The sequence below is a fragment of the Ensifer sp. GW823-FHT05D09 genome (assembly GCF_058795755.1).
Window position 1 is genome coordinate 86315 of sequence record NZ_JBXAIA010000009.1, and the last position, 14055, is coordinate 100369.

At 61.2% G+C, this 14055-nt stretch carries 12 protein-coding genes; 6 read left to right on the forward strand and 6 right to left on the reverse strand.

Translation table 11 applies throughout. The annotated features are described in order from the left end of the window. Positions 1 to 141 precede the first annotated feature (141 nt). Genes AC1Q80_RS23150 through lptF form a run of 3 tightly spaced genes read right to left on the reverse strand, consistent with a single transcriptional unit; the run spans position 142 to position 4741 of the window. The gene (locus AC1Q80_RS23150) at positions 142 to 2493 is read right to left on the reverse strand and encodes an LPS assembly protein LptD (protein ID WP_173419569.1); all 2352 of its coding nucleotides are present in this window, start codon (positions 2491 to 2493) and stop codon (positions 142 to 144) included. After that, a complete protein-coding gene (lptG, locus tag AC1Q80_RS23155) occupies positions 2493 to 3575 on the reverse strand; it encodes an LPS export ABC transporter permease LptG (RefSeq protein ID WP_173419570.1) in 1083 nt (360 codons plus the stop codon). Before lptG ends, AC1Q80_RS23150 begins: the two co-directional genes overlap by 1 nt. Then, a complete protein-coding gene (gene lptF / locus AC1Q80_RS23160) occupies positions 3572 to 4741 on the reverse strand; it encodes an LPS export ABC transporter permease LptF (RefSeq protein ID WP_173419571.1) in 1170 nt (389 codons plus the stop codon). The genes lptG and lptF overlap by 4 nt, the downstream gene beginning before the upstream one ends. 325 nt (positions 4742 to 5066) lie before the next feature. Here lptF and AC1Q80_RS23165 point away from each other — a divergent pair, with 325 nt between their 5' ends. Continuing rightward, entirely contained in the window at positions 5067 to 6557 is a 1491-nt protein-coding gene (locus tag AC1Q80_RS23165; protein WP_492361986.1) for a leucyl aminopeptidase, read from the forward strand. Between the two features lie 41 nt (positions 6558 to 6598). Further along, positions 6599 to 7048 carry a DNA polymerase III subunit chi gene (locus AC1Q80_RS23170; RefSeq protein ID WP_173419573.1) on the forward strand — a complete coding sequence of 150 codons (450 nt, stop codon included), beginning with the start codon at positions 6599 to 6601 and terminating at the stop codon, positions 7046 to 7048. Between the two features lie 181 nt (positions 7049 to 7229). On the opposite strand, the gene AC1Q80_RS23175 is transcribed toward AC1Q80_RS23170, so the two are convergent. Beyond that, positions 7230 to 8156: a Gfo/Idh/MocA family protein gene (locus tag AC1Q80_RS23175; RefSeq protein WP_492361987.1), complete on the reverse strand. Its 927-nt coding sequence runs from the start codon at positions 8154 to 8156 to the stop codon at positions 7230 to 7232. A gap of 226 nt (positions 8157 to 8382) precedes the next feature. Here AC1Q80_RS23175 and AC1Q80_RS23180 point away from each other — a divergent pair, with 226 nt between their 5' ends. Next, on the forward strand, positions 8383 to 9225 hold the full coding sequence (locus AC1Q80_RS23180) for a GNAT family N-acetyltransferase (protein ID WP_492361988.1): 843 nt from the start codon (positions 8383 to 8385) through the stop codon (positions 9223 to 9225). 42 nt (positions 9226 to 9267) lie between these two features. On the opposite strand, the gene AC1Q80_RS23185 is transcribed toward AC1Q80_RS23180, so the two are convergent. Then, positions 9268 to 11157, reverse strand: coding sequence for an ABC-F family ATP-binding cassette domain-containing protein (locus AC1Q80_RS23185; RefSeq protein WP_173419576.1), 1890 nt, complete (start codon positions 11155 to 11157; stop codon positions 9268 to 9270). A 325-nt stretch (positions 11158 to 11482) separates the two neighbouring features. Between AC1Q80_RS23185 and AC1Q80_RS23190 the strand changes: the two genes are divergently transcribed. From AC1Q80_RS23190 to AC1Q80_RS23200, 3 genes are all read left to right on the forward strand, one after another. After that, positions 11483 to 11770, forward strand: a complete 288-nt coding sequence (locus AC1Q80_RS23190) for a hypothetical protein (RefSeq protein WP_492361989.1) — start codon at positions 11483 to 11485, stop codon at positions 11768 to 11770. Positions 11771 to 11839: 69 nt separating this feature from the next. Then, positions 11840 to 12118, forward strand: a complete 279-nt coding sequence (locus AC1Q80_RS23195) for a hypothetical protein (RefSeq protein WP_173419578.1) — start codon at positions 11840 to 11842, stop codon at positions 12116 to 12118. 88 nt (positions 12119 to 12206) lie between these two features. Further along, entirely contained in the window at positions 12207 to 12677 is a 471-nt protein-coding gene (locus tag AC1Q80_RS23200) for a MarR family winged helix-turn-helix transcriptional regulator (RefSeq protein ID WP_492361990.1), read from the forward strand. 84 nt (positions 12678 to 12761) lie between these two features. On the opposite strand, the gene AC1Q80_RS23205 is transcribed toward AC1Q80_RS23200, so the two are convergent. Further along, positions 12762 to 13847 carry a GGDEF domain-containing protein gene (locus tag AC1Q80_RS23205; RefSeq protein WP_492361991.1) on the reverse strand — a complete coding sequence of 362 codons (1086 nt, stop codon included), beginning with the start codon at positions 13845 to 13847 and terminating at the stop codon, positions 12762 to 12764. Between the last annotated feature and the right edge of the window lie 208 nt (positions 13848 to 14055).

Sequence of the window (14055 nt, forward strand, 5' to 3'; positions counted from 1 at the left end):
GCATCCCGGCTCACGCCATTGTTCTATCTTGTCGGAGGGAATGCATAATACATGCGGCCAAACGATGACAAGACCGTTTGGCCGGCCCGATAGCGGGCGGAGGGGCAATCCTTTGGCGAATGCCCCTCCGGCTAAAGCGTATCAATAGTAGTCCAGCTCTTCGAACTTGGTGTCGCCGACATTGACGTCGCCGAGTGTACGGAAGCTGATGCGGGCACCGATCGACCAGTCGTTTGCGATCGTGCTGTCGGTATCGCGTTCCTGCTTGTAGACGAGCGAGAACAGCGTGTCCTGATCGTCATAGGTGATGCCGAAGCCGTTGCGCGAAATGACATCGTTGTTGATGTCGTAGGTTATCGCGCCGAAGACCGACCAGTAGTCATGGAACCGGTAGGCTGCCGCGGTCTGGATTTCGTCCTGATTGCTTTGCGAGCCATAAAGCGGCTGCGCCTCAATGCGCGTATAGGTCATGGCTGCCTGCCAGGTCAGGCCGAGATAGCCGACTGTGGCATCGGCGCGGCGCAGAGCCAAATCCTCTTCGTCGAGACGGCCGGAAAGGTTTGCCATCAGGCCAGACGGCGCATCGATACCGAGCATGGCGACGTAGTCGGACCGGTTGCTTTCGAGGCCTGAATTCGCCCCCGCCTTGACCAGGTCGTCCGTTGCGAACGAGTTCAGGCCGCCGAGATGGTAGGATTGACCGACGATGCCGCGCAAGCCGTAGCCGCTGTCGAATGTCCCGGTATAGCGAAGACCGACATTGGCGCGGGTGCCGCCTTCAATGCGATCGAAGCCCGAAAACTTGTCGCGATCGAACAGGTTCGTCGCGTCGAAGACGAAGCTCTGCGCATCCTCGTTGGGCAGGCCGCCGGCATATTGCTCGTTGGGACGGGCATAGACCTGGGCGATCGGCTCGAGGACGTGGCTGCTATTGTCGCCCACGAACAGGATCGGGTAGCGCGCCTCGAGGCCTGCCGTCAGCATGCGCCGCGTGGCGGCATCGCTGTTGTTGAAGTCCCCCGTATAGCCGGCACCCGGGTCCGTCATGTTCAGGCCGAGCGCGTCACCGCGGGCGGCCAGCAACGGCGTCAGGACGATGCCGCCCGGAGCGATGTAGGTCCGCTTCCATTCGAGTTCCGCAGTCAGGCGATGCGTCGTTCCTTCGAGGCCACGGTACCGATTGACCACGCCTGGAATGGAATCGAGGTCGAGCCGGTTGCGCTTTATGTTGGTGAGGTTCACCGTTGCCGAAAGTTCGCCGCCCAGAACCGGCTGAGGCGCCTTGTAGGAATAGTCCAGAACCTGTGCTGCCGGCTGCTGGTTTTCAGCAACGCTGCTTGCGTCCGCGTCCTGAATGTCGAAATAGAAGGCGCGCAGGTCGAAATAGTTCCGCTTACCAAGGCCGGTCAGGTAGGCCTGGTTGACATAGGTCGTTCCGTCGAACGTCGACAGTTCATAGGTCTTGGCGAAGTTGTTGTCGGACTGGACGAGGACATTCCAGCCGAAAGTCCAGCGCGGATTGATCTCGAATTCGCCCTTGGAGGCGATCATGCCGCGATTGGTTTCGAGCGCATCGACCGTGCCGGGCGTAAACCGGCTCCTGTCGAGCTGGCTGATGCCGGCAACGCTCAAGGTGTGAAGGCCGTTGTGGAATCTCTGGCGGAACTCACCTTCCAGCAGGAAGCCCTGCCGGCTGAGACCCGTCAATGTTGCCGTCGCGTCCATGTGGGGCGAGATCGCCCAGTAGTAGGGAATGCCGACGCCGGCGCCGAGCTTCTGCGTGTAGCGGAACTTCGGAAACAGGAAGCCGCTCTTGCGCTTTACCGTGTGGTCGGGAATCTCCATCACCGGAATGTAGGCGATCGGCTTACCAAAGAGCTCGAAGCGGGCGTTTTCCAGCTTGATCGTGCGCGTGCGTCCATTCTGGACAATGCGTTGCGCCTTGATATGCCACAGCGAACGGTGATCGGGCTTCGTCGTGCACGGCGTGCAGGCCGTGTAGACGGCCTCGTTGAGGATGAATTCTTCGCCGTTCCGGCGCTCGCCGCTGGTCGCGGCAAGCCGCGTCAGATCCGTCGTCTCGATGCGCATGGCATCGACGAAACCGTCGCCGAAGTCGTCGGTCACGTCCATCTTTTCGGCGTAGACGACATTGCCGCCCGGCTCGATCAGCTGGATTTCACCGGTGGCATGAATGCGGCCCGCCTTCTGGTCGTACTCGACCTGCCGGGCCACCATCTTGTAACCGCCGTAGTCGATCTGCACGTTGCCGCGCACGATGACCTTCTCGGCGTCCTTGTTGTAGACAAGCTCATTGGCGGAGAGAAGCAGCTTGGCATCTTCCGGCATGTTCGGGCGCAGCGAATCAAGGCGCTCCGAAGTCTGCTGCGCGAGCGCGGGCGCACTCATTCCCATGGCAAGTGTCTGCAGCGCCACGCCTGCGAACAGGGCAGCGTTGATCAGCTTTGTACGTTTGCGGTTGCCTGCCGCCACTAGCCGTCCTCCTGGTTTAAAAGAATCGTCGAGCCCAGCGCCATCGCTACAACAACTGGCAACCAGGCTGCAACGAAAGGAGGCACTATACCGCTGCTCCCGAATGCTTTGACAAGCACGGTGACGACATAAAGCACGAAGCCCGATAGGATTCCACCGAGAATTACCGAGCGGGATTGGTTGAACCGGCTAAATTTCAGCGACACGCACGCGGCAATCAGCGTCATGGCGACAAGTAGCAGCGGCAAGGACAAAAGGGAGTGGAATTGGGTTTCCATGCCGTTGGTCGAAAAGCCGAATGAGCGAGCCACTTCGATCTTTCGAGGGAGGTCGAAAAACTGAATGGAATCAGCCTTTGCAAGCCTTTCCTGAACAAACTCCGGCTTCAAATTGGTGCGCAGTTGTGCCGTTTGCAGACGACGAGGCAGCTGTCCGCTGCGTGTTTCCGCGACGTCGTTAAGAAGCCAGTAACCATCTTCGAGTTTCGCCGAGGCGGCATCCTGTCTCAGAATGATCGAACCCTGTGGATCGAAGTGGATGACGGTGACGTTGACAAGCGTCGTGCCGCCGTCCTGAACCGAGCGGGCGCCAATGATCGTATCGGTGCCCTGGTAGATCTGTCTGAGCCACGGGATCGAGCCGGCATCCGAGGTCCGCGACGAACCAAGGGCGGCAAGCATGGCCTCTTCCTTCTTGGCACCCCAGGCTGCCAGCGGGTTGAGTGCGAGCACGGCGAGCACGCCGAACAGGAAGGCGCCAAGGACAAACGGACGCAGGAACTGCCACACCGAAATGCCCGCAGCCCGGGTGACCACGAGTTCGTAACGCCTATTGAGCGAGATCAGGGCGGCCATCGCAGAGAAAAGCGCGACGAAGGGAACGGTCTGCTGCAGAATGGTTGGGATCCGGAAGGCACTGATCAGCAACGCGGCCGTTATCGAATAATGCGGAAGGTTGGACAGGCGGCTCGCCTGTTCGCTGAAGTCGATGATGAAGACCAGCGAAAAGATACCGACCAGAAACCAGAAGGTTGTGACGACGTAACGGGTGAGGAAGTAGCGACCGAGGGTGGTGAAGATCACGATGCGTTGCTCCCGTCAGGGGCCGGGCGCACGAGGCGAAGGCGCACCATCAACTCGGACAGCTTTTCCTGCCAGGTCATGGGAATGTCGAGCCGACGGTTGCTGGCGAGCTGGTGAATGGCAAGCGCGCCGGTGGCAAGTGGAACGACATACATCAGCGGAACGAACCAGACCGAATCTTCGGCGCTGTTGCCCGCATAGAAGGTCATCCAGCGAATGACCAAGGCGGAGCCGAGGGCGCTGACCATCGGGTGGACTCGCGCCTCGCGGTGCGAGCGGGCATCGCTGCAGAAGACAAGCGCGATCAGGCCGAACAGCAGCGGGAACGTCCATTCCGTCAAGCGGCGGTGCAGCTCGGCGGTGAAGGCAAGCGGGTTACCCTGATAGACGGGATCGTTGGGGTCCGGGTTGAAAAGATTGGGAAGGTCGCGATCCTTGGCACGGATCGTCGCTTCGCGCGTCGTCTTCGTCATGTCGGCGAGATCGAAGGCGTAGGAATCGAACTTGATGATCGACACGCCGCCGTCGGGCAGCTTTCGCTGAACTTCGCCGTCCTTCATGACCAGCGCCGAGCTCTTCTCGTCCACGGCACCTTCGCGCGCATAATAGACGAGCTCGAAAGCCGGGTTGCGGGAATCGGCGACGAAGATCCCTTCGAGCACGCCACCGCCGCGTCGGCCGCCAACCTGCACATAAAGCCCGTCGGTAATCTTGCGGAAGGCATTCTCCTGGACGACCGAGGAAAGCAGGTCCGCATTGGCCGTTGCCAGCATTTTGCGCACGGCGACGCGCGAATAAGGCTCGACAAAATTGTCGACCACGAAGGAGAGGACGCTCAGGCCGGCAGCGAGAAGGATGATCGGACGGATGATCGTCATGCGCGAGCTTCCGGCAGCATTCAGCACCGTCAGTTCAGAATCGGTGTTCATCGTCGTCAGCGTCTGGGTCACGCCGATGACCAGCGCGAACGGCAGAATGATCGGTACGACCGAGGGCAGGATGAGCGTCGCGAGTTTGAGGAACGCAAAGACCGACTGGCCGCTATCGGTGACCAGATTGACGTTGGTCAGGGCCTGCGTCGTCCACACGATGCCGAGCAACGGCAAAAGTGTCGCGAGGAACATGGTCAGGGCACGCCGGAAAATGTAGCGTTCGATCAGCTTCATGTCCGTTTCCGGTCCAAATTCCTGCTCATGTTTCCGTCCCGCATCGCTGCATCGAAACGCCTGTTTCTGCTGCCGCCATCAGCGGGAACCGAGCTTTCGTCTCATCTCCCGCATTGCTCAAAGGGTAAAGCAACTGGGATAATTTAAGGCGAAGAACCTCGGTTAACCGCATGTAAACATCTGAGGGCATCTTGCCAAGCCGTTGAAAAGCGAGAAGGGTGCCGACCACAGCTTTGACGGCGGCAGACGCAGCGAATGTTTGCCACTGTAACCGCCCGGTAACAGGGGCGAGCGCGTAAGACCAAGAAATGCCCGGAGTTTTGTAATGTCTATGAAATTTGAGTTCACCTTCGCCAAGTCTCATCGCCCGGCGGGTGGTGTTGCAATCCTGTTGAAAGCGACCGTTGGACAGGCAGCGGGCGCCGATGTCGCCGATCCGGAAGGCGTTCTGGCCAAGGCGGCGAAGATCAAGAAGTTCAGCGGCAAGGCATTCTCCACCCTCGATATCCTCGCGCCGCATGGCTCGCCCGCAGATCGGATCATCGTGCTCGGCCTCGGTAACCCCGATGCATTGACCGATCACGATTGGCTGAAGGCAGGTGGTGCCGCAGCGGCGAAGTTGCGTGGGGCCGAAAAGGCTACGATCTTCATCGACGTTCCCGATCTCGAAGTCAGCGGCAAGGCGGCGGCCGACTTCGCGCTCGGTATGGAAATGAACGCCTACAACTTCGACGGCTACAAGACGAAAAAGGCCGATGATGAGGCCAAGTCCGCGGGCAAGCCGGTGAAGGTCACCATCGTGACCGGCGCGGTGATTGCGGCGAAGAAAGCTTTTGCGACGGCGCAGGCGGTCGGCGAGGGCGTGTTCCTTGCCCGCGACCTGGTCAACGAGCCGGCAAACGTCCTCGGTCCGCTGGAGTTCGCCGCCAAGGCGAAGGAGCTGGAGAAGCTCGGCGTCGAGGTGGAGATCCTCACCGAAAAGGAAATGAAGAAGCTGGGAATGGGCGCGCTTCTCGGCGTTGCCCAGGGCTCGACGCGCCCGCCGCGACTGGTCGTGATGCAGTGGAAGGGCGGCAAGTCCAAGGAGCGCCCGGTTGCCTTCATCGGCAAGGGCGTCGTGTTCGACAGCGGCGGCATCTCGATCAAGCCGGCTGCCGGCATGGAAGAGATGAAGGGCGACATGGGCGGCGCCGCCGCCGTTACCGGCCTGATGCACGTGCTTGCGGCGCGTCACGCCAAGGTCAATGTCGTTGGCATCATCGGCCTTGTGGAAAACATGCCCGACGGCAGCGCGCAGCGTCCGGGTGATATCGTGACGTCGATGTCCGGACAGACGATCGAGGTCATCAATACCGATGCCGAGGGACGTCTCGTGTTGTGCGATGCGCTCTGGTATTGCAACGACCGCTTCAAGCCGCAGGCGATGATCGACCTCGCAACGCTGACCGGCGCGATCATGGTAGCGCTTGCCACCCATCACGCCGGCCTGTTCTCCAATGACGACCGCCTGGCCGGCCAATTGCTGGCCGCCGGCATTGCCACGCAGGAGCGCCTCTGGCGCATGCCGCTTGGCAAGGAATACGACAAGATGATCGACAGCAAGTTTGCCGACATGAAAAACACCGGCGGACGTTATGGCGGTGCGATTACCGCGGCGCAGTTCCTGAAGCGCTTCGTCGGGGACACGCCCTGGGCCCACCTGGATGTCGCCGGCACCGCGATGGGGTCGCCGACTGACGAAGTCAATCAGTCGTGGGCCTCCGGTTTCGGCGTTCGTCTGCTCGATGAGTTGGTCCGCGCGAGCTACGAGTCCTGACCGGCATCGCAGGCGGTGACGAAGGCCGTGGAGAGATCGGCATGACCGAGATCCTTTTCTATCATCTGACGGAATCGAAGCTCGAGGATGCACTTCCGCCGTTGCTCGACAAGAGCGTCGAGCGCGGCTGGAGAGTGGTGGTGCAGACGGTCGATGCCGAGAGGCGCGATGCGCTCGACACACATCTCTGGGTCTACCGGGACGAAAGCTTCCTGCCGCACGGGACAGACGCCGGGGACCTTGCTGCCGAGCAGCCGGTTCTCCTCGTCGCCGACGAAGGCAACCAGAACGCCGCAACAGTTCGTTTCCTTGTCGATGGCGCCAATCCGCCACCGGTCGAGAGCTATGAGCGAATCGTCTTCATGTTCGACGGCTACGACCAGCAACAGCTCGAAGCCGCCCGCGGGCACTGGAAACGGCTGAAAGGTGAGGGCCACAGCCTCACCTATTGGCAGCAGAACCGTGATGGCCGATGGGAAAAGAAGGCCTGATCGACACATCCGCAATGCTTGACCATGAAAAAGCCCGCAGGAAACCGCGGGCTTTCTTTTTCGCCGTCGTCTCGGCGTCTAGAGCATTTCCAGGAAAAGTGCGAAGCGGTTTTCCGTCAGGAAATGCGTAAAAACAAGGTGCTAGAGCGTTTCTGCGACTCTGTCTAAACCAGGAAACGCTCTAGTCGTGGAAGGCTTCGACGAACTTGCGTCGGCCGAGCATGAACGCATCGGCGACGTGGCGCAGTGGCGCGAGATCGACGTCCGATGTCTTGGCCCTGATGATTTCGGCGAAACGCTTGTAGAGCATCGGATATTCCTGTTCCGGCTCCTCGTGCGCGATCTTGCCGTCGATTGAGAGTTTCGCGCCGCCTTCCGACAGCACCATTTCGCCAGCGTCGGTCTGCGCTACGATATCCCAGCTCTGCTTGCCGGTCTGGCGCCAGTCGAACTCTGCCGAAACCGCCAGCTTGACCGCATCGGTGAAGGCGATCGTGGCGGCGATCGGGGCATCGCGGTTTTCCGGGAACTCCAGCGTGGCCGCGGTGATGAACAGTGGTCGCGGCAGGATATGCGTGACGATCGAGAGCGCATTGATACCAGGATCGAAAATGCCGAGGCCGCCCGCTGCCCAGATCCATTCCTGGTTCGGGTGCCACTGCCGCACATCCTCTTTCCAGACGATCTTCACATCGCGGATTGTCGTTGCCGCGAGAAACGACTTCGCCGCCTCGACGGCAGGCGCATAGCGCGAATGCCAGCTCGCAAACAGTGAAAGCCCCTTGGAAGCAGCGAGCGATTCGAGGTCTGCCACCTCACTCAAGGTGGCGCCCGGCGGCTTTTCGAGGAAGACGTGCTTGCCCGCTTCAAGGGCCGTGCGTGCCGCCTCGTATCGGTATTGCGGCGGCATGCAGAGCGACACCGCATCGATTGCGGGAACGGCCTCCAGCATCGCCTCGATTGACTTGAAATTATCGATGCCATCGACGGTGCCGTGGCGGCTCGCCGCGGCAATCAGCCGGTAGTCGCCGTTCTTGGCGATGGCAGGCAAATGCTGGTCACGAACGATCTTGCCGACGCCGACAAGCGCGATTTGAATTGGAGGCATGGTGTTTCGCTCATATTAGTATGATTTATTGCCGGTTCTTGTAGCAGATTGCGCGGCGCGGGCAAGCGCTGCCGAGAAAAGCTGGTCCCGTTCGCCGAGCCGAAAACAAACGGCAGTGGCCCCATTCTCTCTGGCCTCCCGTGCCCTAGCTTCTACAATCCATGATGCCAATCAATATGGTCAGCAAACGTGACACGAGTGGTAACAGGCAGAACGAGGAGAGACCATGCACCAGCACATCCGCCACGCCAGCCGCGACGAGCTCGATGCCATCATCGATTGGGCGGCTCGCGAGGGCTGGAACCCGGGGCTCGACGATGCGGCGGCGTTCTGGGCGGCGGATCCGGAAGGGTTCTGGGTGGCGGAGCGCGAGGACAGGCTGGCAGCCTCCATCTCATTGGTGCGCTATGACGAAACCTATGCCTTTCTCGGTTTCTACATAACGGCCCCGGAGTTTCGCCGGCAGGGCATCGGCGGTCAGATGTGGCAGCAGGCGCTGACGGCGGCCGGGCAGCGCATCGTCGGTCTCGACGGCGTTGTTGCCGAGCAGGAAAATTATCGCCGGTCCGGCTTCGTTCTCGCCCACGCAAACATCCGATACGGCGGCATCGTCGACGTGGTCGAACCTCCAGGTACCGAGCTGATCGAGGTCGCGCCGGTCCACACGCCGATGCTGATCGACTACGACCGCCGCTTCATGCCCGCCCGGCGCGACGCCTTTCTCACCGAATGGCTGAGACCTGGCCGGACGCGTCGAAGCGTCGTGCTGTTTCGGGATGGTGCGGTTTCTGGCTATGGCACGCTGCGATCCTGCCGCCAAGGCTACAAGATAGGCCCGCTCTTTTCCGAAAGCGAGACGGTGGCCGACCTGGTGTTTCGAAAGCTCGCCGCGACGGTGAAAGGCGAGGAGGTCTATCTCGACATTCCCGAGCCGAACGCCTCGGCGCGGGCGCTCTGCGAGCGCTACAACATGAAACCGGTTTTCGAAACGGCGCGGATGTATCGAGGCATTGCGCCCGATCTGCCACTTGCCAGGATCTACGGCATCACCACGTTCGAGCTCGGCTGACCGGCGATCACACGCCGCAAGAGCCAGCTCGAAAGCGTTGGATCAATTGGCCATTGCCTCCTCGTACTCGGACGAGAGCTCGAGCCATTGTTCCTCTGCATGCGCAAGTTTTTCGACCGCGTCGGAGCGTTCCTTGGCCTTCTGTGCGGCTTTGGCCGGCGTCTTTTCATAGAGCGCAGGATTGGCGAGTTCAGCGTCGAGCGCTTGAATCACTTTCTCCAGCTTTCCCGTCAGCGATTCGATTTCGTTGATCTTTTTCCTCAACGGGGCGAGCGAGGCGCGCTTGTCCGCATTGGCCTTGCGCTGGTCCGCCTTCGACAGCGAATCGTCCGCGCCGACTGACTTGGACTTGTCTTCCTTCGCCTTCGGGCCGCCGACGATCAGGCTTCGATAATCCTCGAGGTCGCCGTCGTAGCTCGTCACCGTCCCGTCCCTCACGAGCCACAGCCGGTCGGCGGTCGCCTCGATCAGGTGGCGGTCGTGCGAGATCAGGATCACCGCACCGGAATAGTCGTTGAGGGCCGTGATCAGCGCATTGCGGCTGTCGATATCCAGATGGTTGGTCGGTTCGTCGAGGATCAGGAGGTTGGGCGCGTCGAAGGCGGCAAGGCCCATCAGCAGGCGCGCCTTCTCGCCGCCCGACAGGTCCTTGGCGGGCGTTTCCATTTTCTCGGTCGCCAGGCCCATCTGCGCGACGCGGGCACGCACTTTCGCTTCTGGCGCTTCCGGCATGCGACGGCGCACGTGTTCGACGGCGCTTTGTGTCGGGATCAGATCGTCCAGCTGGTGCTGTGCAAAGAAACCGACCTTGAGGTTCGGGGCGATCTTCAATTCGCCGGATTCGGGCGCAAGCCGTCCGGAAATGAACTTGGCGAAGGTCGACTTGCCGTTGCCGTTCGACCCGAGCAGGGCGATGCGGTCGTCGGTGTCGATCCTGAGGTTCAGGCGCTTGAGGATCGGCTTGCCCGGCTCGTATCCGACGGTGCCGCCGGTGACGGCGATGATCGGGGAAGCCGCTTCCTTTTCCGGGTCGGGGAAGGAGAAGCCCTGGACGTGATCCTCGATCACGGCGGCGATCGTGCCCATGCGCTCCAGCGCCTTGACACGGCTCTGTGCCTGACGGGCCTTGGTGGCCTTGGCCTTGAAGCGGTCGATGAAGCTTTGAAGGTGCTTTCGCGCCGCGTCGTTCTTGGCCTTCGCCTTCATCTGCAGCTCGTCAGCTTCCGCCTTCTGCCGCTCGAACTGGTCGTAGGGGCCGCGATAGTAGGTGAGCTTCTTCTGGTCGAGATGCACGATGGCGTTGACGGCCGTATTCAACAGGTCGCGGTCATGGCTGATGATGATGACCGTGTGCGGATAGCGACGAATGTAATCCTCGAGCCAGAGCGTGCCTTCAAGGTCGAGATAGTTGGTCGGCTCGTCGAGCAGCAAGAGGTCCGGCTCGGAAAAGAGCACGCCTGCAAGGGCCACCCGCATTCGCCAGCCGCCGGAGAAGGAGGAGGCGGGACGCAGCTGTGCTTCGTGGTCGAAGCCGAGGCCGGCGAGAATGCTGGCGGCCCGCGCTTCGGCGGAGTGAGCGCCGATGTCGGCAAGCCGTGTCTGGATTTCGGCGATGCGGTGTGGATCGGTCGCGGTCTCCGCTTCGGTGACCAGCGCCGTGCGTTCCTTGTCCGCCTTGAGCACGATCTCGATCAGCGGCTCCTCGGTGCCCGGCGCTTCCTGAGCCACCTGGCCGATCCGCGCGTTCTTCGGCAGGGCAATCGTGCCGGCCTCCGACGCGAACTCGCCGGTAATGATGCGGAAGAGCGTCGATTTGCCGGCGCCGTTTCGCCCCACAAGCCCGGCCTTCGTGCCTGCAGGCAGCGTCACGGATGCATTTTCGATGAGGAGACGGCCCGCGATGCGGGCGGAAAGGCCGGAAATCTGGATCATTGCGGCCTTTTGCCCGGAGTCAGGGCGGAAGGCAAGAGCTGTGCGGCGGCTGCCGTTTCGAGCCTGCGTCTTGAGGTGGGGTTCGCAGTTTTCAAGGGGCCATTGTTATCAATTCATGAACAACGCGTTCCGACAATCGATACTACACATCCTCATCGTGAGGGACCATCTGTTTAATCGAAGGGCAGCGAAAGGCTCTTCCGACCGCCTCGATCGACTGAACGCCATCGGCAAGGCCACCGCGTTCCAGCAAAGACCGATCCGGCCAAACGTAGTTTTGACAAACCCCTCGTTCAATCGAACGAGCCTCCCAGGAGCAAAGACGATGAAAACCACTGTTCACACCGCACTCGCCGCAGCCCTCGTTGCAACTGCCGTCATCGGTGGCGCCTCCGCTGCCTTTGCCGGCGGCAGCTACTACGAAGGCATCAGCCCGACCCCGCTGTTTACCGAACGCGCGCCCAAGGCCGTCGGTAGCTCCACCTTGAGCATCCGCGGTTCGGAAGCCGGCTATATCGACCGCACGGCCACCGGCTCGGTCTACAACTACGACGCCAAGCCGCGGGTCGCGCAGGGCGGCGAAGGCGAATACTACCAGGGTATCTCCCGTTAAGGCGCATTCCGTCGCCGGTCATGGGGCTTTCAGCCCCATGAGACTTCATCCCCATCAAGGAACAGACCCATGACCAAGTCCATCGCAACGCTTCTCGTTGCAGCGGCGACGCTAGCCGGCGCTTCCGCGGCCTTTGCAGGCGGCAGCTACTATGAAGGCGTCAGCCCGGCGCCGCTGTTTACCGGTCGCGCTGCGGCTTCTGCCGGTGCAGGCGTGTCAGCAAGCACGGCCGAAAGCGGTGATTATTATGCCGGCATCGAGAACAAGTCGGTTGATGCCGCCGCGACCGGTGCGATTGCCAACGGCCACGCAAAGGCATTCGGCAAAGTCAGCCAAGACAGCCAATAACAAACGCCCAACGGACGACCAGATAACCCGGTCCCGCCAAGCGGGGCCGGGTTATCTCGTTTTGGCGTTGCCAACGAGGTGATTTGCCATGACAGAAAAAATTCAAGTCGCAGAAAGGCTCTTTGAACTCTATCACCGCGTCCATCGCCTGGTGAATGCGTCGATGAGTGAAGAAGGCGTCTCGCTCGCGCGCAGCAAGTTCCTGTTTTACCTCAGTGAACTCGGCCCTTGCCGCTGTGCCGACATCGCTTCGGCGCTCAGCTTTGCCCCGCGAACGGTGACCGAGGCGATCGATGGACTGGAGCGGGACGGCATGGTTGTCCGCGAACCGGACCCCGAGGATCGGCGGGCGAAGATCATTTCGATTACCGATCTCGGTCGGGCCGGCCTGGAAGCGGCGCTTCAGCCCCGTCGGCAGGTGATCGAGGAGCTTTTCTCGACGCTCGATGATGCGGAGCGCACGGATCTCTATCGTCTGCTCGGTCTGCTTGGTGACAAGGCTTGCGAAATCGGCGCGAGCCGGATGCTCGGCCACGAGCGGCAAGCAGAGGCCGCATAGGCAAAGGAGCATGCGGCCAAGGCACGTCACGCAAAACCGACCGCGTGAAGCGCGGCAGGCGCATTCTCGAGATTGTGATGCGCCTCAGGCGGCGTGCGGCGAATAGATCTTGTCCCGCCTGCCGCCCAGCTCCGTCGAATAGACGAGAACGCCCGAGCGAGAACCCGCGCGCGCAGCCGAAAGTGCCAATTCTGCCTGCTGCATGAAATCGGACGGCGTCGCCATCGGCTGGGCCACAGCGATCCCGGCCGCGAGCGAAAGCGTTTCGGCCGTGAAGGCGCGGCCGGGCAGGGCGACGCGCAACGCCTCCACCGATTGTCGGATGCGTTGCGCAATCGCTTGAGCATTCTCCTCTGTGACATCGCTGCAGAGGAACGCAAACTCCTGGCCGCCGACGCGCGCAACGAAGTCGCTCTTCTTGATCGACTTGCGAAACAGTGTCGAAAGCTTGCCGAGCGCCTTTTCCGCGGTGGCGGCGCCGTGCTGCTCGGCAAGACCGCGCAACCCCTCGACGGACGCCACGATCAGGGCAACCGGCTCTGTTTCACCTTCCGATTCAAGCAGTGTTTTCAAGCGTGCCGACAGGGCCAGGCGATTGGGCAGGCCGGTGACGGGGTCTCGGTTCAACGGCTTGCGGCTTTCGGCGAACGCGCCTTCCAACGCCGCAAAGCGCTCGGCACTTGATTGCAAAGCCGTCAGAAACGCCTGTTCCTCATTCATCAGCAATCCGGCCGCATCCCGCAGCCTTGCGGCGTCATCGGCAAATTCCGTAAGGCCTGCTACCGGATCGGAAGCCAAGCGGTCCTTGAAACGGTCAAGCTGACTTCTGAAGGCATGTCTTTGCGCAAGGCTGTGCCTCAGCTGCAGCGCAAGGTCGTTGAGTTCTTCTTGAGCCGTTGCCCTCGCTCGATCGGCAGCAAGCGCTCCATGGGCTATGAGGTGATGCTTGAGCCCGAGTTCATCAAGGGCGTCCTGCTTCGGTGTGGCGCCGAGCGCTGCAAGGTCGCGCGAAAGCTGCGGCAACCGGCCGGACAAGGCTTCATAGACTAGCTCATAATTGCGGGGCATCGCCGCGATGCCAAGCTGAGACATGGACTGCGCCACCTTTAGAATGATGGCGGTGCTCTTCGTCTGAGATCGGCTGGTGTTCGCGGCGGCTTGCCTGGTCATTCCGTGGTCGTCCTCGATGCCTTTGTCGGATCTGCAGACACTATGGGCTGGCCGCATTTAAGGGAGTCTGAAGGCAGCGCGGCGGTGGTCGAATCCGCGCGGTATGGTTGCTGGAATCTCACCGAGGGCAAGGTTGACGCAACCGAACGGAGCAGGGCCGTCGAAACTTGCTATTTTAGTTCATGTTTATAGTTGACGGAGCCAGTCA